Source organism: Pseudomonas sp. FG13 (assembly GCF_057809755.1).
Genome location: NZ_JBMDKO010000026.1, coordinates 51,038 through 75,444 on the forward strand (window position 1 = coordinate 51,038; position 24,407 = coordinate 75,444).

Here is a 24,407-nt window from a genome sequence, read left to right on the forward strand (position 1 = left end):
CGTTCCTCCCTGTTGTGTGGACCCTCACCTTATCCGCCGTACAACACCTCCATGTCATACATATATATATCGAAACACCACGCCGGACGGCAGCCGCGGCCTGCCACGGGCCACCGGGCTTATCCACTTTGACGGCGACCTGGCGTACACTGCGCAGCTTTCGCAGCCTAGTGACCTGCGTGGCTAATTCGGCTACTCAAATTAGCCACGCAGGTCACTAAGCCTGCTTCCTGTAGATTTATTTCCAAAGGTGCCCGCCATGCCTTGGCTGCAAGTACGTCTGGCCATCAGCCCGGAACAAGCCGAAACCTACGAAGATGCGTTTCTTGAAGTAGGCGCCGTATCGGTCACCTTCATGGACGCCGAAGACCAGCCGATCTTCGAGCCGGAACTGAACACCACCCCGCTGTGGTCCCACACCCATCTGCTGGCCTTGTTCGAAGGTGGCACCGAAGCGGCCAGCGTTCTGGCCCATCTGGAACTGCTGACCGGCAGCCCGTTGCCCGAACATCACAGCGAAGTGATCGAAGACCAGGATTGGGAACGCAGCTGGATGGACAATTTCCAGCCGATGCGCTTTGGCCAGCGGCTTTGGATCGTTCCGAGCTGGCACGCGGCGCCGGAGCCGGACGCCGTCAACCTGCTGTTGGACCCGGGCCTGGCGTTCGGCACCGGCACCCACCCGACCACCGCGCTGTGCCTGGAATGGCTCGACGGTCAGGATCTCAAGGGCTGCGACGTACTCGACTTCGGCTGCGGGTCGGGCATCCTGGCCATTGCCGCGCTGCTGCTGGGTGCCAAAGAAGCGGTCGGCACCGACATCGACGTCCAGGCCCTGGAAGCGTCCCGCGACAACGCCGGGCGCAATAACATTGCCGAAGCACTGTTCCCACTCTATCTGCCGCAGGACCTGCCCCAGGTCCAGGCCGACGTATTGGTGGCCAATATCCTCGCCGGACCGTTGGTCTCCCTGGCGCCGCAACTGTCGGGCCTGGTCAAGCCGGGTGGACGACTGGCGCTGTCGGGCATCCTGGCCGAACAGGGCGAGGAAGTCGCTGCCGCTTATGCCGCCGACTTTGACCTGGACCCTATTGCCAATCGTGATGGCTGGGTGCGCATCACCGGCCGTCGGCGCTAGAATGGCCGCTTGTATCCACCGGATAGCCGCATGACCGACAGTTTCGTCACCCAGTGCCCGCATTGCCACACCAGTTTTCGCGTCAGCCATGCTCAATTGAGCGTGGCCCGCGGGGTGGTTCGCTGCGGCTCGTGCCTGCAAGTCTTCAATGCCGCACGGCAACTGCTGGAACAACGGACAGCCAGGGAACCCGCTCCCGTCCCTCCCGCGGCCATTCGGCCTGCCGTCGTCGAAGCACCGCCCCGGGCGATCAGCCAGAAGCAGTGGACCGCCGCGGAGCTGGACCTGGATGACCTGGACAAGGAACTGGCTCGCCTGGAGCGACGCGACAAACGGGCACCGGACTCCTTCGGCCGACGCCGCGAAGATAACCTGAGCGCACAGCGGGACCACCTTTCCGACGAGCAGGAACCCTGGTCCGACAGCCTGTACAGCGAGTCTCCCGCCGAGCGCGCGGAAGCAGTGGCCCAAGTCCCTATCGAACCGTTCGCGCCCCATGAGCCCGTCCGGCCACCACGCACCGAGCCGTCCCTGTCCCTACCTCTGACTCTGGAACCACTGGACCCGGACGATGAACCTGGCGCGCCGCTGCACCTGGCGCCGGACGATGAGCCCGACGAACGCCTCGAGCGCCTGTCCGCCACCGACGATATCGACGACGCCGACGAAGAGCCGGTCCAGTCCCGCAGGAAACGCGAACGCCAGGAGCCTGGAATACGCGCCGAAGTCCTTCAGGACCTTGACGACGATCCATTGCAACTGGACTGGCGCAAGCGCCGCTCGCCCTGGGGTCGGCGCCTGCTGTGGAGCCTGTTGATCCTGCTCGCCGCCGGGGCCTTGGCAGGCCAGTACATCGCCTATCATTTCGACGAACTGGCCCGCCAGGACCAGTACCGCCCGTGGTTCCTGCAGATTTGCCCGACCATTGGCTGCGACGTGCCATCCAAAGTCGACATCGCCAAGATCAAGAGCAGCAACCTGGTGGTGCGCAGTCATCCGGACTTCAGCGGCGCCCTGGTGGTGGACGCGATCATCTACAATCGTGCGCCCTTCTCCCAGCCTTTTCCGCTGCTGGAACTGCGCTTCGCCGACCTTAACGGGCACTTGATCGCCAGCCGTCGCTTCAAGCCCGGAGAATACCTGGGCGGCGATCTGGAAGGCCTGGGGGAAATGCCGCCGCAGACCCCTATTCATATCGCCCTGGACATTCTGGATCCGGGCCCCAAAGCGGTGAACTACAGTTTGAGCTTCCACTCGCCCGAGTGAAGCCACCGGGGGCCAGTCGATTGACGGCAGCTTTCTGACCCACCCCAGCCGGACCAAACCGCTGGCGATAACAAAATAGCTGTTCAGATTTTATCCAATTCGATCTTTATCCAGTCATCGAGAGCGGGTATCATGCCAACCCTTTTTCGAAGTCTCATGATCCGGCCCCACTTCAGGGAAGTCCTATGTCGGCGGTACGCATCGGCCCATACACACTGCAGAACGGTCTGGTTCTCGCCCCCATGGCGGGCGTCACCGATCAGCCCTTTCGTCAGTTATGCAAACGGCTGGGCGCCGGTCTTGTGGTTTCGGAAATGGTCACCAGCGACATGAGCCTGTGGAACACCCGCAAGTCGCGTCTGCGCATGATCCACGAAGGCGATCCCGAGCCCCGCTCGGTACAGATCGCCGGTGGCGATGCACAGATGCTGGCAGAGGCGGCCCGGGCCAATGTGGCGCTGGGGGCACAGATCATCGACATCAACATGGGCTGCCCGGCAAAGAAGGTCTGCAACAAGGCTGCCGGCTCGGCGCTGTTGAAGGATGAGGCCCTGGTTACCGAGATCCTGCAGGCGGTCGTCGCCGCAGTCGATGTGCCGGTGACCTTGAAGATCCGCACCGGGTGGGACCGGGAGAACAGGAATGGCCTGACGGTGGCGAAGATCGCCGAACAGGCGGGAATCACGGCGTTGGCGGTCCATGGCCGCACCCGTGCCGACCTGTACACCGGCGAGGCCGAGTACGACACCATCGCCGCGATCAAGCAGGCGGTGTCGATACCGGTGTTTGCCAATGGCGATGTCGACTCGCCAGAGAAGGCCCGGTATGTGCTGGACGCAACCGGTGCCGACGGCCTGTTGATCGGCCGGGCCGCCCAGGGGCGGCCCTGGATTTTCCGTGAGATCGAACACTTCCTGCGCACTGGCGAAAAGCTCGCTGCGCCGCAAATGTCCGAGGTGGAACGAATTCTGCTGGAGCATCTGGCCGCGCTGCATGCCTTCTACGGAGAAGTCATGGGCGTACGCATCGCGCGCAAGCATGTGGGCTGGTATCTCGCAACCCTGCCGGGCGCCAGGGAGTTTCGCGCCCGCTTCAATCGTTTGGATGGTACGCAAGCACAATGCGCCGACGTTCAGGCCTTCTTCGCTGAACGTTACAAGAGCCTGACAGGGGACGAAGGGGTGGCCGCATGACGATGATGACCGAGACTTTAGTGAGTGGAATAACACCCGTGAGCGACAACGTGAATTTGAAACAGCACCTCAATACGCCTAGCGAAGAGGGTCAGACCCTTCGCGGGAGTGTCGAGAAGGCGCTGCACAATTATTTCGCCCACCTTGAGGGCGCTGCCGTCACGGATGTGTACAACCTGGTGCTTTCCGAAGTCGAGGCGCCACTGCTCGAAAGCGTGATGAACTACGTCAAGGGCAACCAGACCAAGGCCAGCGAGATGCTGGGCCTGAACCGCGGTACCCTGCGCAAGAAACTCAAGCAGTACGATCTGCTGTAAGCATTCAATCAAACCAGAAAGGCGCCCGCATAAAAAACGGTCGCCTTTTTTGCTGACTTCCCTTGCTTTTGATGGAAATTGAAATGACCGACCAGACCACCCGCCTGCCGATCCGCCGCGCCTTGATCAGCGTCTCCGACAAGACCGGGATCCTCGAATTCGCCCGCGAGCTGCAACAGCTGGGTGTCGAGATCCTCTCCACCGGCGGGACCTTCAAGCTGCTGCAGGACAATGGGGTCGCCGCAGTGGAAGTCGCGGACTACACCGGTTTTGCGGAAATGATGGACGGTCGGGTCAAGACCCTGCACCCGAAAATCCACGGTGGGATCCTGGGCCGTCGCGGCATCGACGACGCCATCATGAACGAACACGGCATCAAGCCGATCGACCTGGTGGCGGTCAACCTCTACCCGTTCGAAGCCACCATCAACAAGCCGGGCTGCGACCTGCCGACCGCCATCGAGAACATCGACATCGGCGGCCCGACCATGGTCCGCTCGGCGGCCAAGAACCACAAAGACGTGGCCATCGTGGTCAACGCCAGCGACTACGCCAATGTGCTGGAAAACCTCAAGGCCGGCGGCCTGACCTACGCCCAGCGTTTCGACCTGATGCTCAAGGCCTTCGAACACACCGCCGCCTACGACGGCATGATCGCCAACTACATGGGCACCGTGAACCAGGCCGCTGAAACCCTGTCGACCGAAGGCCGCAGCGAATTCCCGCGCACCTTCAACACCCAGTTCGTCAAGGCCCAGGAAATGCGCTATGGCGAGAACCCGCACCAGAGCGCGGCGTTCTACGTGGAAGCCAAGCCTGCCGAAGTCGGCATCGCCACCGCCACCCAGCTGCAAGGCAAGGAACTGTCGTTCAACAACGTGGCCGACACCGACGCCGCGCTGGAGTGCGTGAAGAGCTTCGTCAAGCCAGCCTGCGTGATCGTCAAGCACGCCAACCCGTGCGGCGTGGCCGTGAGCCCGGACGCCGAGGGCGGTATCCGCCAGGCCTACGAGCTGGCCTACGCCACCGACACCGAATCGGCCTTCGGTGGCATCATCGCCTTCAACCGTGAACTGGATGCCGAAACCGCCAAAGCCATCGTCGAGCGTCAGTTCGTCGAAGTGATCATCGCGCCTTCGGTCAGCGAAGAAGCTCGCGCCATCGTGGCCGCCAAGGCCAACGTGCGCCTGCTGGCCTGCGGCCAATGGTCGGCCGACCGTGCTCCGGCCTGGGACTACAAGCGCGTCAACGGCGGCCTGCTGGTACAGAGCCGCGACATCGGCATGATCGGCAGCGCCGACCTGAAAGTCGTGACCCAGCGCGCCCCGAGCGAGCAGGAAATCAACGACCTGATCTTCGCCTGGAAAGTCGCCAAGTACGTCAAGTCCAACGCCATCGTCTACGCCAAGAACCGCCAGACCATCGGTGTCGGCGCCGGCCAGATGAGCCGCGTGAACTCGGCCCGTATCGCCGCCATCAAAGCCGAGCACGCCGGCCTGCAGGTCCAGGGCGCGGTCATGGCGTCCGATGCGTTCTTCCCGTTCCGCGACGGTATCGACAACGCGGCCAAGGTCGGCATCACCGCCGTCATCCAACCGGGTGGTTCGATGCGTGACAATGAAGTGATTGCCGCCGCTGACGAAGCAGGCATCGCGATGGTCTTTACGGGCATGCGCCATTTCCGTCACTAACATCGATCGATGTGGAAGCTGAGTTTGTGTGGGAGCAAGGCTTGCCCGCGATAGCATCACCTCGGTGCGCCTGATAAACCGAGTTGCCTGCATCGCGGGCAAGCCTTGCTCCCACACAGGCTCGCTTCCACAGAAGAGCAGCTTCAGCGCTGCATACAGAATCAGCGTCATCCGAGGTTTTTGAAATGAATGTTTTGATCATTGGCAGCGGTGGCCGTGAACACGCCCTGGCCTGGAAAGTGGCCCAGGATCCGCGCGTGGAGAAGGTTTTCGTGGCGCCGGGCAATGCCGGTACCGCCATCGAAGCCAAGTGCGAGAACGTCGCCATCGACGTGCTGGCCCTGGAACAATTGGCCGACTTCGCCGAGAAGAATGTCTCGCTGACCATCGTCGGCCCGGAAGTGCCGTTGGTCGCCGGTGTCGTCGACCTGTTCCGCTCCCGTGGCCTGGACTGCTTCGGTCCGACCGCCGGCGCCGCACAGTTGGAAGGCTCGAAAGCCTTCACCAAGGATTTCCTGGCCCGGCACAAGATTCCGACCGCCGACTACCAGAATTTCACCGAAATCGAGCCGGCCCTGGCCTACCTGCGGGAGAAAGGCGCCCCTATCGTGATCAAGGCCGATGGCCTGGCGGCCGGTAAAGGCGTGATCGTGGCCATGACCCTGGCCGAAGCCGAAGACGCCGTGCGCGACATGCTGGCCGGCAATGCCTTCGGTGACGCCGGTTCCCGGGTCGTGATCGAAGAATTCCTCGACGGCGAAGAAGCCAGCTTCATCGTCATGGTGGACGGCAAGAACGTCTTGCCGATGGCCACCAGCCAGGACCACAAGCGCGTCGGCGACGGCGACAGCGGCCCGAACACCGGCGGCATGGGTGCCTATTCCCCGGCCCCAGTCGTCACCGCCCAGGTGCACCAGCGTGTCATGGACCAGGTGATCTGGCCAACCGTGCGCGGAATGGCTGAGGAAGGCAACGTTTACACGGGTTTCCTCTATGCTGGCCTGATGATCGACAAGGCTGGTAACCCAAAAGTCATCGAATTCAACTGCCGTTTCGGCGATCCTGAGACCCAGCCGGTGATGTTGCGCCTGCAATCGAGCCTGGTCCTGCTGGTCGAAGCCGCGTTGGCCCAGGCGCTGGACAAGGTCGAAGCGCAGTGGGATCCGCGCCCAAGCGTTGGTGTCGTATTGGCGGCCGGCGGTTACCCGAGCGACTACGCCAAGGGCAGCGAGATCCGTGGCCTGGAGGCTGCGGCCCAGTTGGAAGGCAAGGTTTTCCACGCCGGGACCGCGCTGAAGGACGGCCAGGTCGTCACCGCAGGCGGTCGCGTGCTGTGCGCCACCGCCATGGGAGCCAGTGTCGACGCCGCTCAGCAGCAGGCCTACAAGCTTGCCGCCGAGATCGATTGGGAAGGTTGCTTCTACCGTAAGGACATTGGTTATCGTGCCATTGCCCGCGAGCGTGGCGAAAATCTGGAATAACCCGGCCTTTCAGCCAGGCAGGGCTCCGTGGCCCTTGCCTGTCTGTCCGGGCGCCGCGCATAGTTATAATCTGGCATCAACCTAAGAAGGGATTTCGCCGTGCGCTGGCTCAGGATTGCCATAGGCTTTACCGTCACCCTGCTTACGCTGCTCTGCATGCTTTCGGCCCAGGCCGCGCCAGGCAGTGGCTGGGCGGTATTGCTCGACGAACAGGGCGACCTGAAGCTGAGCGACATCCGCTCCGCCCGCTACACCAACCAATTCAGCCCCATCGACCTCGACCGTATCCGCGCCGCCGAGCCTGATGGCGCGCTGTGGCTGCGCTTCCGGCTGGCACCCGACAAGCATGAGCAGATCCTGCGCATCTTTGCGCCCGACCTGTCGCGCTTGAATCTCTATGTGCTGGACGGCGACGCCCTGATCGATCAACAGATCACCGGCAATGCCCTGCCCCGCAGCGAGCATTCGGTGCCCAGCAGCGATTTCATGCTGGCCCTGCCCCGCAGCGATAAACCGCTGGACGTCTACCTGCGACTGGCATCCCGGCATGAGCTGCGCCCGCACATCACCCTGCAGCCGGCAATCGTGGCCGCGGCGGATCAGAACCAGACCCTGATCTATGGCTGGTTGTTCGGCTGCATCGCCATGCTGATCCTGCACAACCTCACCCGCTACGCCTACACCCGCTCACGCAGTTGCCTGTGGTTGGCGGCTTGTGAGGGGCTGCTGATGCTCAGCCTGGCATTGCTGCTGAACCTGGCGGGGGGCTGGTTACCCGACTGGCCGGCGGTGCAGACTCCTGGTGCTTATCTGGCCCTGCTGCTGACCGCGCCATGCGGCCTGATGCTCGCCTACCGCTTTTTTGCCCCCCTGGGACCACACCCGCTGAACCGGCTGCTGCTGGGGGGCATCGTGTTCATCATGCTGTGCAGTCTGTTGCTGTTGTTCGTCAACACCCTGCCGCTCAACATCATGACCTATGCGCTGGTGGCCTTGGCCGGCCTGAGCATGCTGTTCGTCAGCGCCTGGCACTGGCAGAAGGGCTACCGCCCCGCACGGCTGTTTGTCGCGGCCATGGTGGTTTTCAACCTGGGTACGCTGATCATCCTGCCCGCCCTGCAAGGCCTCACGGAAGTCGCGCCCCAAGGCCTGATCGTCACGCTGCTGGTGTTCATCTGCATCAGCGGCCTGCTGATGAGCGTCGCCCTGGGCGAACGCCAGCGCTCCATCAACGAAAGCCGTTTCAGCATCAGTCGCGACCTGGCGGCGAGCAATGCCGAGATCAATGCCAAGGCGGAATTCCTGGCCAAGATCAGCCACGAGATCCGTACCCCGATGAACGGCGTGCTGGGCATGACCGAGCTGCTGCTGGGTACGCCGCTGTCGGTCAAGCAGCGCGACTACGTGCAGACCATCCACAGCGCCGGCAACGAGCTGCTGACGCTGATCAATGAGATCCTCGACATTTCCCGGCTCGAATCCGGTCAGATCGAACTGGACGATGTGCAGTTCGATCTCAATGCCTTGATCGAGGATTGCCTGAGCATCTTCCGCGCCAAGGCCGAGCAGCAGAATGTCGAACTGATCAGTTTCATCCAGCCCCAGGTACCGAGGGTGATCAGCGGTGACCCGACGCGGCTGCGCCAGGCGTTGCTGAGCCTGTTGGAAAACGCCTTGAAGAAGACCGACGAAGGCGAGGTGCTGATCGTCGTGGCCCTTGACGAGCGCAGCAGCGAACCGCGCCTGCGCATTGCCGTACAAGACAGCGGCGTGCCCATGGACGCCGAAGAGCGCGACACGCTCATGCACGCCGAGCTGCACAGCAAGAACTTCCTGTCGGCCACGCGCTTGGGCGGCAACCTGGGCCTGGTCATCGCCCGCCAGTTGATCATGCTGATGCACGGCGAGTTCGGCATCAAGAGCGGAAGCAACCAGGGCAGCACCTTGTGGCTGACCCTGCCGTTGGATCCGGATCGCCTGGAGCACCCGACCTCCGATCTCGACAGTCCGTTGCAAGGCGCGCGGGTGCTGGTCGTCGATGACAATGAGACCTGCCGCAAGGTGCTGGTGCAGCAATGCAGCGCCTGGGGCTTGAATGTCAGCGCGGTGCCATCGGGCAAGGAAGCCCTGGCGCTGCTGCGCACCAAGGCCCACCTGCGGGATTATTTCGACGTGGTGCTGCTGGACCAGAACATGCCCGGCATGACCGGCATGCAGCTGGCGGCCAAGATCAAGGAAGACCCAAGCCTGAACCACGACATCCTGTTGATCATGCTCACCGGCATCAGCAACGCACCGAGCAAGATCGTGGCGCGCAACAGCGGGGTCAAGCGCATCCTCGCCAAGCCGGTGGCCGGCTATACCCTCAAGACCACCCTCGCGGACGAACTGAACCAGCGCAACAAAGGCCATGCCCCCAATGTCCCATTGAATGCCGGTCCCGCCGTGCCGGTGAAAGTCCCCAGCGACTTCCGCATCCTGGTGGCCGAAGACAACAGCATTTCCACCAAAGTCATCCGCGGCATGCTCGGCAAGCTCAACCTGCAACCCGACACCGCCAGCAACGGTGAGGAAGCCCTCAAGGCCATGAAGGAACGGCGCTACGACCTGGTCCTGATGGATTGCGAAATGCCGATCCTCGATGGATTTTCCGCCACCCAGCAGCTGCGAGCCTGGGAAATGGGTAACCAGCGAACCCGCACGCCCATCGTGGCGCTCACGGCCCACATCCTGGCCGAGCACAAGGAGCGGGCCCGTCAGGCCGGGATGGACGGCCACATGGCCAAACCGGTGGAGTTGTCGCAACTGCGCGAGCTGATCGAGCACTGGGTGGCCCAACGCGAACAACAGAACCGCACGGCGCAAACGTCCTGAGCCGACAGACGTCACACTGCCTGATAGACTTCCGTCCTCTTTCTCCGCCTTGAGCCCCGACCATGCTCCATGTGCTGTTCAGCGTTTACCTGAAGATGCTGGTGCTCTACAGCCCCTTCTTCGTGTTGTCGTGCTTTATCGGCCTGACCCGTGGCTATTCGCGCAAGGAGCAGCGACGCCTGGCCTGGAAGGTCGCGATCGCGACACTGATCTCCAGCGTCCTGCTGTATTTGTTCGGGCGGGTGATTTTCACTGTGTTCGGCATCACCGTGGATGCATTCCGTATCGGCGCTGGCAGCGTGCTGTTCATTTCAGCGCTGGGCATGGCCCAAGGCAAGTCGGCTGTACAGACCGACAATGTCCAGCAGGACGTAACCATCGTCCCGCTGACCATTCCGTTGACTGTCGGCCCCGGCACCATCGGCGCGCTGCTGGTGATGGGCGTGAGCCAGCCGCACTGGGACGACAAACTCATGGCTATCATCAGCATCGCCCTGGCCAGCTTCACCGTCGGTGTCGTGCTCTACCTGTCCAGCCGCATCGAACGGATCCTGGGTGACCAGGGCTTGCAGATCGTCAGCCGCCTGATGGGCTTATTCGTCTGTGCGTTGGCGGCCCAGATCATCTTTACCGGCGTGAAAGGCTACCTGGTGCCATAACACCACTGACCTGTCAGCCTTGCTTGCGGCGGTTGAAGCGCTTTCGCAGCACTTCCCTGCGATGTTCCCCCAGGTACTCCTCGATGTCCGACCTGAACTCTTCGTAACGAGCCGGGTTGAACGTCACGAAGGATTTACCGCGAAAGATGTCCCGCGCCGACGATTGCCAGTTCACGAAAAGAACACCGCCGTTATTCGAAGTGCCGGTCTGCCTGATCGAGGCGGACGAGGCGATCAGGATGCCGTTGGCCAACTGCTCACAGGGAATGACGGAGAGGCGAGCGCCCTCGGGTGTCTTGACCTGGCTGTTGAACAGATTGATGGTTTGCTTATCCTGCTTCAGCCCGTCGATCGTGGTGTTCACCACAGCACCGAGCATCGATGCTGCCGGGACACTGGCCTTCACGCCATCGATGATCCCCTTGACGATATCGCTGATCACGAAGTCCATGTCCACGCGCTGGGAACTCTCGGAGTAGCGGGTATAGCCGTCATCGGCCACGAAACATCCGAGGTCATGCAGGCACCGGATAAATGCGTCGTACCACGCCAAGGTGTTCTTGCCGCCCGGCACTTCAAAGTTGGCCTCCATGATGGCCATGGTCATCAGATTCTCCATGATCGCCATGTTGGTGAGCGACATGTTGCTGCCGTAGCCTACCAGCGCGTTTCCCAACATCAGCGCGTCCAGATCCCTGGTCGGGCTGTCCAGTAGTGCTGCGGATCGACGCACACGCCGACTGGGAGAAACCAGCGCCTTGCGCCTGTTGATGCGCGCGCCGATCAATTCAATGCTCTGCTCAATACTCACTTCACTTTCAAACTGTTTCATATAACTTCCTTGGTTATGTAATGACCGCTCCTGCGGACAAGCTGCAATCTAAGTTACCCTTTAGTAAAACTGCAACTTCAGGCCCATTACAACATATGTAGCCTTCCTAGCCTCGGCCTCCCAACAACATTCTGATTTAAATCAACTCATTTACTTACTTGAATCCACCGACCACCGTTGTATTTATAAAAGACAACTTTTACGGAGACTCACCCATGAACAACCCATCACTGACCGGCCTGGTCACAGGTCCTAACCTGCTCTCCTACATCGAGACACTTTCCCTGCAGGATCACAACGACATCGCGGACTGCAATAACATTGCCACCCGCTCAGCCGACCTTGGTCATCACCGCTATACCGATTCGAAAGGCTGGTTCGAAGAGTATGTACGCACGTTGAATTTCCTCGGCTGGTCGCTGTATGACGACACCATCTTCACCCGTACCCGGCACCTCGTCTCCGGCTCGGTGGCGGACTTCCTGGTTCAGGGCGCCCAGGCCATGAAGGATTCACGGCAGGCGAACGCAATGATCGATACCCTCGATGCCCTGAAAGCCGATCAGCCGGCGATGCTGTCCTTCGACAAGGAAACCCGGCACGGCGAAACGTTTCAGATCATCCCGGCCCGCTACGACTCGCGGAACGACGTCCATATCGCCGTCTACAAGCTCGAACTGAGCGTGGATATAAAAAAACACAACTTTCTATTTTGGGACTGGGAAAAGCGCTCGGCAAAAATCATCCAGCAACAGGCATTCTTCAAACTGGACAGGATTCATTTGAACAATAAAAGAACCCTCATAAAGAAGAAGCTGGACGAACATCTCATGAGGCGATTCAACTTGAAAAGGAATCGCCCCATGAGCATTCAATAATCGGCTCCGCTTTATTGAGCGACCTGATTAATCCACTGCATTACTTTCCAACTTCTTCGAAACGCTCAGCAGTTCTTTCAGCAAGATGCTATTGCGGGGATTCGGCTGGGCGTCCAAGCGCCGTATCAACTTTGAAACGGCATAACGTCGATGCCCCCCGAAACTGAGCAAGACCTCACCCCGCAAGTTGATATCGCTGGCATACACCTCACGAATAATCACACTGTGTCCACTATCAGGATCAATGATCACCAAGTGCTCATCGACAATGCTCAGCAACAGCCGGTCTGGGTCATCCAGCTCCCAGATCAACTTGCCAGGTTCTGCAGATACGCCGTCCAGGGAGGGCCGGCAGTTGAGGACGACCGATTCGAGCCTCAACCAGGCCGCCTTCGTCAGCCGGTAACTCACGCTTCCCTGCCCCAGGCACAGGACCAAGGTCGTGACATCGTCCGGTAGCAGATCGTCGATCTTCATCTTTTCCCCGCCGACAACCAGTACCTCGCCATCACGCCGGACGTAACCGAGGGGCCCCGCCTCTACCATGGCCGGGTAGCTCAACAACTTGCCATTACTGTGCTCATGAAGCAGCACGTTGTCCTGCCGCTGGGTCCCCAGTAAATCGAAGGCCCCTGGAACCTCGGTCCTGGGCACCCGAATCAAGCGCTTAAGCTCAGTGACGAACCATTGCAGGTCGCCAGGATCCTCCACAGTCAGCAACGCGTTACGAAACGGCTGGTTCGCCAATTGCTCGAGCATCTCCTGCTTCCGGCCATCCTGGGCAATGACCCACTCACGAGTCACACCCGTGATCAACGCTGGCTCCCGACTCCGCAACGAAACCACGACACCTTCGGGCGTCACGCCACGCAGTCCGATACCGTCGACCGTCACCTCGACAAATCGCCAGGGTGCCCATTCACGCTGCGCCTTGGGTAACGCGTCGGCCTGCAACACTTGCGTGCCCAGTCCAAAGACCGACTCAAGCTGCTGCGGATCGATGAACGCCTGACGATGGACTTCCCCCTCGGATACATCGAACAGCCAGGCCGCCTCGCCATCCGGAGTGACGCTCAGCAGGCGCATTTCCTTCCCATGCCCCGGTTCAGCCAGCAGCAGCCTGCTGCCGATGTACCAGGCACACAACGTCGCGTCACCGCTGAAGCTGGTCAGGCCGACAAGGGCCAGACGCTCGGTGTCGTGTCGTCGGGCCAGCGGCTCCAATGCAGACCACCAATGCGCCCGATTCTTGAACCAGGGCGCGTTCATGCCCCCCAGGCTCAGTTCACCCTGGTCCGTGAGGGTGTAGAACAACCCATTGGAAGTCAGCACCAGGTAGCCTCCGTCGATGGCGATGATATTTTCCAACTTCTCGTACTGCTTCCACTTGCTCGACCACTGCCACTTACCGGCCACCAGGGTCCGTCGCCGACGGCACAGTTCCTTTCTGAGCCTGTCGTACACGATGAACACATCGCTGCCGTCCTCCGGCGTGAGCAACGTCAGATCCGTCATGTTCTTGATCGAGTCCGGCCAGCCACGCAGATGGTTGTGTTTCGGCGCGGGGCGGATGATCAGTTGGTCACTGCGGCGAACCCAGGCCATGTCCCGCCACTGCGCGTCGATTTTCCAGCAGACCGACACAAAGGGGGCCGGCTGCCAATCGACGGTGGCGTAAGTCGCCTCATTATCGACATACGGTGTAGAGGGGTAACCGCTGCCCAGAACCTGGCTCCAGTCGGCCAGTGTTTCGCTGGCACTGAAGACCGATTCCAGCGCCGGCCCTTCCTCCCGAGTCACCGAACTCAGCAGCAATTGCCCATCATGGATGACATAGACCAGCACATCGCGGGTCTGGTCCGCACGGCTGATTTGCTGTGCGACATGAATCACCCCCTGGGCGTCGGCCTCGACGCTGCGGATGCTGGTCGCCGCATTCTTTGCGCCCCGTAGCCAATAGCGATGGCTCAACAGTCCAGTGTTCGCATCGACCTGCCAGATGATCAGGCCCTCCGGTTCATGGAAATAGGCACTGTCGCCTGCCACCGCCCCCAGCAGTGCGTCATCGGTACCGGGGATCTCGTTACGGATGTACAGGAAACGGTCCTCCTTCGCGTCATACCAGGCCGTGACGTAACGGGGCTCGTCGGGCTTCTCGAAGGGAATCAGGTAGCGGTGGACCGGCGTGTAGGGCATCGCCAGGCGGTGTCCTTGCGCCAGGCGCTTGAGGTGTGGCTGCAACGCCTGTCGATCCATGCCCGCAGGCACGTCCTGCTCGATAAGCGTGAGTTTGCGTTCGCTCAGCTCGACTTGGAACACCTGGTTGCCAGCGATCCGCAGCAGCACGTCATGAAAGCCCGTTCCCGTGAAGCTCACCTGGACGGCGCCCACAAACAGTTTCGCGTAGCGCTCGATCCGGATATCGCCCTCAGTGGCCCAGGGCGCATCCAGCACCCAACCCGAGCGCTGTCGGTTCAACGACTCGAGTGTGAGGCTCACGCCGGGATTGAGGCCCACTGCGCAACGCTTGCCCGCGCCTCGGATCCGGTAGCTGACTTTTCCGTGCCACACCGTTGGGAGCACCGGCACCACCAGCGAACGCTCGGTCTCATCGAGCAACACGTCGATCACGGTTGGCCGGTAATCCGGGAGCATGCGGTACAGGATGTAGTCGCTCGGAAACGAATAGAACGAAAACAGGAACAGCCATCCACCATCCGCCTTCTTTTTCTCCAGTCGCCGTGCCGTGTCGAACCCGGTGTCATGGCGCAATCCCGCGAATGGCAGCGCCTTGTACTCATAGCGGTAACAGGTTCTCGGCACGCAAGGCAGTACGATGGCCTGGCCGGCGGACGGGGTGAACTTGACTCGCTCGGTCAGGCGCAGCTCCCAACGGATATCGATCGCCCGGTCATAATCGTCATCGAACGTCGGCACGCCGAAATGATCCCGCAACGGATACAGCCTCGGGCTGTCCAGGGCGAGTTCGCCGCGGACCAGATCCAATGTGCCGACAATCAGTGACGGACGTGGCAACCAGGCGTCGCTGCGAGCGTCAAACCGGTAGGCCTGGAGATGGGCCTTGGTCAGTTCGTCGAAGAACAGCCCGACCTGCCTGGCCTCTTCGGCAATGGCGGCGAACCCCTGGACCACGGCCGTCACCCCTACCGCCAAGCCGCCCAGGATCACGGCAGCCCCGCCAAGAAACGCTCCGGCAGTGGCGGCGCCGACCGTGAGCGCTCCCGCCGACAACATCAGCCCGGCCGAATCGAAAGCCAGTTGAGTACCGAACCGGGTACGTTCGATCTCATTGGACGCGGTCAACAACTGATAGATATCGAACCCGACATTCGCCAGTTGCAGCACGCCTCCGGTCGCCTCGCTCACGCTGGAACCCACCGCCGCCTTGACCACTGGCGCAACAGTGCGGGCAATCAACTTCTCTTCCGCCAGCGCCTGCCGGACCAGGCCTACCAAGCCTGCCACATCGGTTACGTTGCCATGCACCAGTTGTGCGTAATTGACATAGACATGCAGCCGCACCGCCAGGGACAGAGGACGGTCCGGCCCTTCCCGCTCAGTCAACGCGGACATCAGCGCCTGTATGCTGAAACCGGCATTGAGGGTGTGAACGCTGCCCACTTCGGCAGGCTCGCTCGGGACCAAGGGTTTGTTGGCCAAGGCCAGAAAACGCTCCGAGAGGTAGTTCTTGATTCGCAGGAGTCGATGGTCGTCGGACATGACCCGCACCAGTTGCCCGGGGTTTTTCGGATCGATCAGGTTGATCCGATACGACCCGTCCGAGGTGATTTCCAGGGTTTCGAACAACGGCACAAGTTGCGGCGCCAATTGGTTCTGCTGCCGGAGTTGGCTCGTGACCTCCGCAATGCGTTGTCCCCACCAGTGACCATCCAGGGCCAACAGACTGCTGCCCAGTCGAGAATTGTTCATGAGCGATTGCCCGCGGGCACTGGCCCAGCGCTGCCTGACTGGGGGTTGCGAATGTCCAGGCAGGGCACCCGGTTGCAGCAGTTCCGAGACCCGGATCGAACCGGGCAATGAGGCTTTCGAAACGCGCTCACCGTCCAGCTCGATCAGCTCGAACGTCGGACGGGCCGCCTCCCCATACGCCGCATAGTGAACGGCCATTTCCTGCTGGATAAAGAACCGCTCCAGCGCCTGCCTGAATCGAGTGGCATGCTCGAACTCGAAGACGCCGAAATTCGGATCGTAGAAGTGATAGGTGCTGCGCTCACCGTCGAAGGTCCTGGCCACCAGCATGGCGTGGTTGTCGGAATTGAGCATCAACGTGCCGGTGGTTGTCCTGGCTTGCAGCGTCTCCACGACCCGCTTCAGATCCGAGCGCCCCAAGGCATTGCCGACGTCACTGAGCTGCACTTCACGCAACGCTTCCACACCTTGCAGAAACGTCACGCAATCGCCTGCCTCAGGCTCGATGGCACCCAGGTAGAAGCGTTCGCGCAGGGTGTTGACCGCCGCCTTCCCCGATGTCATGGCCGCCGCCATGACCAGGGCCAGTGGATAACAGCGCCCACCCACCCTGTCACCTTCGCCCTGAAGCAGCAAATCCTGGGGGACAAGCTTGATCGTGTCGGCCTCGAAGCCGTCCAGGACAGTCGCCAGGCGCTCGGTGATCCGGTCACGGTACTCAAGCTTCGCCACCTGCTGGATCCGGGCAACGTGCCGCCCCCACTGGCGCAGTGTCAGGGGCTGCTCCAGCGCCTGCTTCTTCAAGCCCAGGGCGGTTTCGGAATGCCCGGGCGGCCCACCGCTCGGGTCGGCCAACCCGGCCTGGAAAGCCGGCGCCTGAAGCTTGAACAGGACACGCTCGATCGTCGCGTAGTTGCCCGCGATGCCGCGCTCGTCGAGGTTGTTGGCCAGGTTGTCCAATTGTGGGCGAGCCGCCTCGAAGCTGCGGTTATCCAGCGCCTGCGCGCCGATCAACGCCCCTACCAGCAGGCGTTGCAACGGGCTCAGTTGAGCCACTTCGAAACTGCCCTTGGCCAGACGGCCCAACAGTTCAACGATAGACAAGCGCTGGGTCTGCGCATCGCTCAAGGAGGCCGGGGGCAGCAACTTCGCGCTCTGGTCGCGGATCGACTGGCGCTCTGCAAAACTCAACACGATGGCCTTATCGAAAGTCACCACGCCGGTATGACTGCGATTCATCGTGCTCATGAAGGTGTCGCCCAGCTCATCGGCCAGACGCTGCAGCAGCTCGGTGGATAACACATGACGCCCTTCCAGCAGCGGCCAGCCTTCGTCGAACTGCAGCGAGCGGTACTTGAGCAGCTCTGCCATGTCACCGGCATAACGGGCCTTGAAGCGGCCTTCCTTCCAGCGTTTTTTCTCGTTGTCGAGCCACTGGGTGGTGTCACTTTCGTTCTCTTTCCAGGAATGGTCCTGCTCTTCCTCGGTGGCCAGGTTAACGCTGGTGACCGCCGGGATGGCGGCTTCCGCTCGCCACCGTTCAGCCGTTCGAGGCGTGAAATGCGCCCTCAGGTGGGCCGCCATGCCCTCGAGCATGGCGCCAGGTCCGGTCAGGTAGATCGTCACTTCGCTCTGGGGGCGGATTCCATCGCTGTAGTAGGTGGCGGCAGCCTGAACCAGCAAAGACGTGGTCATTTCCACTTCCGGTGGCAACTCATGCAAAGCACCAAACACCTGGGTCGCCGCCTGCTTTGCAACACGAGCCATGGCGTCGACATCGGTAAAGGCGACGTTCTGCTCATCGGCCAGGCGGGCAGTGGCATCGACGATTTCATAGTTGAGCCTGAAACGATCGAGCACGGCCTTGAGCATCGCCGACCCCGGGTGGGCCATCAGAAATGCGTTGCTCAGCGAGTTCCGTACCACAACGGCGCGCAGCTCGTATGGGCGAGCCAAGCGCTCCACCGGCATGCGAAAAACGCGCTCCAACTCGGGTTTGCTGTCCGCGAAGCTCTTGAGTGCCTCACGACTTTCCAATGGAATCTGCTCCAGGTAGTCCATGTACTGGTTGCGCAAGGCCTGGCGACCCGGCATCCAGTCGGGATTGCGATCAAGCAGCAGCTGCAGCGTGCCCAGAAGCGCATCGGTCTTGAACCCGCGAATATCGACTGACCCCAGTTTCTCCAGCAAGGGTGGCAGACAGTCGACGTCGGCATATCGGCCGCCCTCCATGAGCAGCGCCTCGGCGCGCACGACATCGGAGGCTGAGGCAAAATTGCCACGCAGGCTGATCTCGCGTTCGTAGATATCCTTCAGTTGAAGCCCTTCACCCCGGGCCAGATCACGCAGCGCCAAGTTCCCTTCGGCCAATGCCTGGAGGCTGCGCCGGTTATCGGCCTTCAGGGTATCGAGTCGCGCCTTGTCCTGGCCATAAGCTCGAACCAGCAGGTCCACTCTCGCAGCATCGGCACTGCCGCCGCTTTCCACCGCCTTCTTGATATGGGCATACATCTGTTGCTTGAGGACGATGGCACGCTCTTCATAAAGGTCACCCAATTCAGATGCATCGGTACTGCCCTTCCCACCGTTGGACATGGCGTCCGCCTTGGCGGCTTCGACAATAATCCGGTTGGTTTCATAGGCCAGCAGTGCATCACTGTCATACCAAAGATAAAGTTGATGGCCGGCAGCGCCCATCACGTGCTTCCAGATATTGATGTAGTCGCGCTGAATACTGCCAATACCTCCGCCGAGCCAGGCAAAGTGCAATTTTTTCGGTACTTCCGTGGCCGCTACTTTCAATTGATCGAGACTGTTTTGCAGGCGCGCTTCAAAATCCTCTACCTGGTTTTGAATGTGCGCCAGATCCCCAGCAGCGGAGCCGCCAGTTGGCGTCAGTTCTGCCGCACGGCGCCGACGACTGCCCTGCAATACCATCAACGCCTGCTTGAGCAGCCCCAGCGGTTCCAACAGGTATGATGCATCCTGCACGGCGATACAGCCGGAGTAATATCGGAGCACCGCATCATATTGATCATCGCCCTTGTAGGGCGCTAACGCCTGTTCAAGATCCTTCAGTTTCAGTACACCCTTGAAATCGACATAACCCGCCGCCGATGAAAACCCGCTCTCACTCATAACAACACTTCCATTTATCGTATATGAATAGCCGAAGCCATTTTCAGGCAACGACAGCCCACCCGTGCATCCAGGCACCTGGGCATTAAACTTTAAAAAATGCAACGCTCTCGATAAGCGCGAATAAAAGTAACCTGGCACCCGGTTACGGCTCAACTAATAAGCAATCCAATAAATTTCCAAATAAAAACAAACTTCATGTTACAGGCGCAGCATACCTGCAACTTGAGGGCAAAGACCGGCTATATATAACCAAAGACCATCAGTAACTAGTAGCCTGTACGGTTAATTTGAGTAAACGAATTAGCCACACAGGCTACTAGCATTTTCGAGAAACGACGGCAGCCCGAGCGGACTGCCGGGTTGTATCAGAGCGGTTTGTTGCCATACCAGCGCGGCGTGTACACCCACTCGCCGCCGTCGGCACGGGGAAACACGCAGGTGGTCGAAGACCCGACCAGGACCATGGTGCGCATGTCGACCTGGTCCGGGGTCAACTGCCCCAACGTCGTGACACGCAGGGTCTGGCCCGGACGGCCGATGTCACGCCCCAGGACCACCGGCGTCTGCGCGGTTCGATGCTGGGCGACGATCTCCAGCGCCCGTCCCAGTTGCCAGGGCCGGGAACGGGAGATGGGGTTGTAGAAGGCCAGCGCGAGATCCGCTTGTGCCGCCAGATCCAGGCGCTTCTCGATGATCGACCAGGGCTTGAGGTTGTCCGACAGCGACAGCACGCAGAAGTCATGACCCAGCGGCGCGCCGGCCTGGGCAGCCGTGGCCAGGGAAGCCGAGACGCCTGGCAGGATCTGCAGGTCGACAGCGTGCCAATGGGCATTCGTCGACTCATGCAGCGCTTCCAGCACCGCCGCAGCCATGGCGAACACCCCCGGATCGCCGGACGACACCACCACCACGGAGCGTCCCTGGGCCGCCAGTTCGAAAGCATGGCGGGCGCGTTGCAGCTCTTCGCGGTTGTCGGTGCAGTGTTGCACCTGATCGGCCCGGAACGGCCCGGCCATGCGCACGTAAGTTTCGTAGCCCAGCACGTCGTTGGCGCGGTCGAGTTCGGCGCGCACCGCCGGCACCATCAACTCGGCTGCCCCCGGGCCCAGGCCGATCACCGCCAGGCGCCCCCGTGGACGGCCGATCCGTTGCGGATCCAGGGGCTGTTCGGCCACCGCGATGGCCAGGCTGCCCATGAGCCGAATCGAGGCCGGCTGGCCGAGGGTCTCGCTCAACCATCCGGCGATGTCGCCGCTGGCGCAAGCGAAGCGCAGCGGCACGCCCAGGCCCGCAGCGGCTTCGTGTAACTCCGGACGGGTCATGTCGCTGTCCGCCGCCACCAGGCAGGCCAGTGACTGCACCGCGAGGCCGGCCTGACCCAGGGCATCGCCAATGGCGACCGCTATGTCCGTCATCCCGACGTCCAGCGCCACGGCTACGTTGCGTGGATAGATACGCAACTCATCAACGGCGGGCACACCGGCAGCGCTGTCGATACGGATGGCCAGGCGCGCCTGTTGGTCCTGGGGCAAGTGCGCCTGATCCAACCACGGCGCGGCCCCTTCGATGCGCACCGGCTCACCGGCCAGCAGATCGGAGACGAAGCGCTTGCCCTGCTCCAGATCGTCGAGACGGTAGCCACTCGGCGGATTGAGCAGGCAAGTGCCGAAACGCAATTCGCCGCTGGTGGTGATCGCCGGGGCGACTTGCAGGGCGGTCGCGATGTCCCGGGCCATGACGTTGACCCCGCCCAGGCCACCGAGCAATGGCACCACGGCACTGCCGTCTTCGGCCACCGCCAGCACGGCGGGCTCGACGCCTTTTTCCAGCAGCAGCGGCGCCAGGGTGCGGATGACGATGCCCGCCGCGCACAGGGCGATGATGGGGGTGTCCTGCTGATAGAGCTCGCGCAGCGTCGCGCCGAACTCCAGGTAGTGACGGTCCACGCCCTCGACCCGCCCGGCCAGGCCGTGGATCAAGGCATCGGGATAGCACTGCTGGACCCGCCGGGCCGTTGCGAGGCTGCCCGGGCCGAGGATGACGATTGCCGGTGCCTTGAACGTCATCCCTGCCACCGTTCGCCCGGCACGATGATCAACGAGAAATACGGCGAGGACATTGGCTCGACTTCATCCAGCGGCACGATTTTCTGGTTGGCCATGGTCGCCCGTTCGACGTACAACGCCCGGCCATCCAGGCCCAGTTCCCCGAGCACCTGGCGGACCTTGGGGAAATTGCGCCCCAGCTTCATGATCACTGCCGCATCGGCATCGGCCAGCCGGCGCTTGAGTTCGTCATGGGGCAGCACACCCGAGAGCACCGACAAGCTCTGGTTGCGGTACACCAGCGGCGCGCCGAGCACCGAGGCTCCGCCCAGCATCGAGCAGACGCCGGGAATGACTTCGGCGTCGTAGTGCTCGGCCAGACGATCGTGCAGGTACATATACGAACCGTAGAAGAACGGATCGCCCTCGCAGATCACGGCCACGTCGCGACCGGCATCCAGATGCACGGCCACCTGTTCGGCGGCGGTGTCGTAGAAGTCGGCGATCACCTGCTCATAGGACAGCGGCGCCGGCAGCACTTCGGTAGTGACCGGATACACCAGCGGCATCAGCGTCTGCGCTTCTTGCAGGTGCATTTCGATGATCCCGAAGGCGTTGCCCTTCTTGCCCTTGGCGACGAAGTACGCCACCACGGGGGACTCGCGCAACAGGCGCAAGGCCTTGAGGGTGATCAGTTCCGGGTCACCGGGGCCCACGCCGAGGCCGATCAGACGTCCACGCTGCTGCATCATTCAATCTCCGTAGCGAGGGCATTGACGGCAGCCGCAGCCATGGCGCTGCCGCCGAGTCGGCCTTGCATGATCACGAACGGCACGCCACGGCTGTTGGCCGCCAACATCGCCTTGGACTCGGCGGCGCCGACAAACCCGACGGGGAAGCCCAGGATCAACGCGGGTTTCGGGGCGCCGGCGTCGAGCATTTCCAGCAGGTAGAACAGCGCGGTGGGTGCATTGCCGATCACCACGACGCTGCCTTCCAGATGTGGGCGCCACAGCTCCAGGGCCGCCGCCGAACGGGTGTTGCCCAAGTCGCGAGCCAACTGCGGCACGCTCTCGTCGCGCAAGGTACAGATCACCGGGTTGTTGGCCGGCAGGCGTGCACGGGTCACACCTTCGCTGACCATCCGCGCATCGCACAGGATCGGCGCGCCGGCAGCCAGGGCCTGACGCCCGGCCGTGCCCGCGCCCTCGGAAAACTGCAGCCCATCGACCGCCTCGACCATGCCGCAGGCATGGATGACCCGTACCGCGAGTTTTTCCAGATCGGCCGGAATGCGCGCCAGGTTGGCCTCGGCGCGAATGATCGCGAAGGAGTTGCGATAGATCTCCTGACCGTCGCGGATGTAATCAAGCATCAAAGGGGGCTCCGGGGGCGAGCGTCGAGCCATTGGCCGACCGCTTCAATAGTCAGATTGTGCGCCTGCAACGCGCCAAAACCTGGCTGCGTGGCATCGCGAAAATAGAGGTCGTAACGACCGGGAGCGACCGCCAGCAAGGTGGCGGGCGCGATGTGGGCCGCCGCGCATGAGCGCGGGCACCCGGATAAATGGACTTTCATCCCGTGGCCCTGGCGTTGCAGCACGTCGGCCAGGCGCAGGGCATCGGCCTTGGTGTCGGCCAGCGCCTTGCCGCAGCCACTGGAGCCCGTGCAGGCGATGAGATGCGCCAACGGTTGTTCCGCCGAACACAGCAGGCCCAACCCTTCGAGCCGCGCCAGCACTTCATCCGCGTCCTCGCGGTGTACGTTGGGCAACAACAGGCTTTGCCATGGGGTGAAACGAAGGCTGCTGTCACCCTTCTCCCGGGCCAGTTGCGCCAGGCCTCGCAGCATGACGGCGTCGAGTCGGCCAAGGGGCGCCGCGGCGCCCACGTAGACACGTTCGTCATGTTGGGGTTGGATGCCGAGGTGCAATCCATCGATGGCCCCCTCGCGCTGCCAACCGGAACACGGTTGCAGCGAGACCCGGCGGGCCAGTGGCTGGCTGAATCCAGTGTCAGGAAGCTCTGCCAGCAGGTGACGCATGCGTGTCTGGTCTGGGCGGGCCAGGTCGAGAAACAGCTCCAGCACCGCCAGCACCAACCCATGTCCTTCGGCCAGGGGGACCGCGCCTGCCGGCTCATCCAGGGGCGAGCCCGCCAACCCGAACGCCAGCCAGGGCTCGCCGTGACGCATGAACGCCGACAACCACAGGTCATGGTGATGATCGAGCATCGCCAGCGCCTCGCCGCCGTCCAGTTGCACGGCGAACTTGGCCGACAGTTCATGGAATCGTTCGTGGGTCTGCAGGCTGAGCAGGATCTGCGCAGCCAACGGGCGGGTGTCCAGCAGCATCTGCCGGTCAATGCCGGCCGCGGGGCTGAGCATCAGGTTGCGCACATCGTCGCCGGCCGGCGTGTGCGGGCCGAGTCCGGCGGCCAGCAATGACTCGATCAACGCGGCGTGCTCAGGGCCGATCCCGCGGATCTGCAGATTGGCTCGGTTGGTCGCCTCGATCACGCCACCGGCGAACCGCTCGGCCGCCAACGCCACGGCTTCGGCCTGATCCGCCTGGATAGCACCGCCATCGAGCTTAATCCGGCAGATGCCCCCGTCCAGCGCCTGGACGACACGCAGCAACCCCGGGCAACCCGAGGGGCGTATGGCGTTGGAGGATGGACGTTCGTTCAAGGGAAAACCGGTCAGCATCGGCGAAGGACCGCCATTATGCCTGCTTTGCCGGGGGGCATGAAAAGCTTGCCCGTCGGATTATGTGCAGCGTCGCCAGGAATGCGAGGCGCGAGCTGGCTGGTGATAGCGGTCTGGCTGGCAAGGTGGGGCTGAATGGTCCGACGCCATCGCGAGCAGGCTCGCTCCCACAGGGAATCTGCGGCTGGCACAAATTAAGTGGGCAACCTCATTCAAATGTGGGAGCGAGCCTGCT

The 24,407-nt window shown here is 61.9% G+C and carries 15 protein-coding genes; 9 read left to right on the top strand and 6 right to left on the bottom strand.

The genetic code is table 11. From position 1 onward, the window contains the following. The first annotated feature begins 259 nt into the window (after positions 1-259). From prmA to ACODTO_RS19660, 8 genes are all read left to right on the top strand, one after another. Positions 260-1,138 carry a 50S ribosomal protein L11 methyltransferase gene (gene prmA, locus ACODTO_RS19625; RefSeq protein WP_139646636.1) on the top strand — a complete coding sequence of 293 codons (879 nt, stop codon included), beginning with the start codon at positions 260-262 and terminating at the stop codon, positions 1,136-1,138. Between the two features lie 30 nt (positions 1,139-1,168). Beyond that, complete coding sequence (locus ACODTO_RS19630; protein ID WP_489106931.1) at positions 1,169-2,404, top strand: DUF3426 domain-containing protein; 1,236 nt, start codon at positions 1,169-1,171, stop codon at positions 2,402-2,404. A gap of 185 nt (positions 2,405-2,589) precedes the next feature. Then, positions 2,590-3,597, top strand: a complete 1,008-nt coding sequence (dusB, locus tag ACODTO_RS19635; protein ID WP_041022520.1) for a tRNA dihydrouridine synthase DusB — start codon at positions 2,590-2,592, stop codon at positions 3,595-3,597. Further along, positions 3,594-3,914: a DNA-binding transcriptional regulator Fis gene (fis, locus tag ACODTO_RS19640; protein ID WP_024781407.1), complete on the top strand. Its 321-nt coding sequence runs from the start codon at positions 3,594-3,596 to the stop codon at positions 3,912-3,914. Before dusB ends, fis begins: the two co-directional genes overlap by 4 nt. 83 nt (positions 3,915-3,997) lie before the next feature. Next, complete coding sequence (gene purH, locus ACODTO_RS19645) at positions 3,998-5,605, top strand: bifunctional phosphoribosylaminoimidazolecarboxamide formyltransferase/IMP cyclohydrolase (RefSeq protein ID WP_139646642.1); 1,608 nt, start codon at positions 3,998-4,000, stop codon at positions 5,603-5,605. A 185-nt stretch (positions 5,606-5,790) separates the two neighbouring features. Then, the gene (gene purD, locus ACODTO_RS19650) at positions 5,791-7,086 is read left to right on the top strand and encodes a phosphoribosylamine--glycine ligase (RefSeq protein WP_175385579.1); all 1,296 of its coding nucleotides are present in this window, start codon (positions 5,791-5,793) and stop codon (positions 7,084-7,086) included. Between the two features lie 99 nt (positions 7,087-7,185). Then, complete coding sequence (locus ACODTO_RS19655) at positions 7,186-9,960, top strand: hybrid sensor histidine kinase/response regulator (protein WP_139646647.1); 2,775 nt, start codon at positions 7,186-7,188, stop codon at positions 9,958-9,960. Positions 9,961-10,022: 62 nt separating this feature from the next. Then, complete coding sequence (locus ACODTO_RS19660; protein ID WP_139646649.1) at positions 10,023-10,619, top strand: MarC family protein; 597 nt, start codon at positions 10,023-10,025, stop codon at positions 10,617-10,619. Between the two features lie 13 nt (positions 10,620-10,632). Here ACODTO_RS19660 and ACODTO_RS19665 read toward each other — a convergent pair whose 3' ends face one another. Beyond that, complete coding sequence (locus ACODTO_RS19665; protein WP_489106932.1) at positions 10,633-11,451, bottom strand: hypothetical protein; 819 nt, start codon at positions 11,449-11,451, stop codon at positions 10,633-10,635. 215 nt (positions 11,452-11,666) lie between these two features. On the opposite strand from ACODTO_RS19665, the gene ACODTO_RS19670 reads away from it, so the two are divergent. Beyond that, complete coding sequence (locus ACODTO_RS19670) at positions 11,667-12,329, top strand: hypothetical protein (RefSeq protein ID WP_175385577.1); 663 nt, start codon at positions 11,667-11,669, stop codon at positions 12,327-12,329. Positions 12,330-12,356: 27 nt separating this feature from the next. On the opposite strand, the gene ACODTO_RS19675 is transcribed toward ACODTO_RS19670, so the two are convergent. The 5 genes from ACODTO_RS19675 to cobG all read right to left on the bottom strand — a co-directional run bounded on the left by ACODTO_RS19675 (position 12,357) and on the right by cobG (position 24,154). After that, entirely contained in the window at positions 12,357-19,418 is a 7,062-nt protein-coding gene (locus ACODTO_RS19675; RefSeq protein ID WP_489106933.1) for a TcdA/TcdB pore-forming domain-containing protein, read from the bottom strand. 368 nt (positions 19,419-19,786) lie between these two features. Further along, complete coding sequence (gene cobJ, locus ACODTO_RS19680) at positions 19,787-21,487, bottom strand: precorrin-3B C(17)-methyltransferase (protein WP_464710287.1); 1,701 nt, start codon at positions 21,485-21,487, stop codon at positions 19,787-19,789. Next, positions 21,484-22,215, bottom strand: a complete 732-nt coding sequence (locus tag ACODTO_RS19685; protein WP_175363115.1) for a precorrin-2 C(20)-methyltransferase — start codon at positions 22,213-22,215, stop codon at positions 21,484-21,486. Before ACODTO_RS19685 ends, cobJ begins: the two co-directional genes overlap by 4 nt. Then, positions 22,215-22,841: a precorrin-8X methylmutase gene (locus ACODTO_RS19690; RefSeq protein WP_047700231.1), complete on the bottom strand. Its 627-nt coding sequence runs from the start codon at positions 22,839-22,841 to the stop codon at positions 22,215-22,217. The genes ACODTO_RS19685 and ACODTO_RS19690 overlap by 1 nt, the downstream gene beginning before the upstream one ends. Continuing rightward, positions 22,841-24,154, bottom strand: coding sequence for a precorrin-3B synthase (gene cobG / locus ACODTO_RS19695; protein ID WP_489106934.1), 1,314 nt, complete (start codon positions 24,152-24,154; stop codon positions 22,841-22,843). The genes ACODTO_RS19690 and cobG overlap by 1 nt, the downstream gene beginning before the upstream one ends. Positions 24,155-24,407 lie beyond the last annotated feature (253 nt).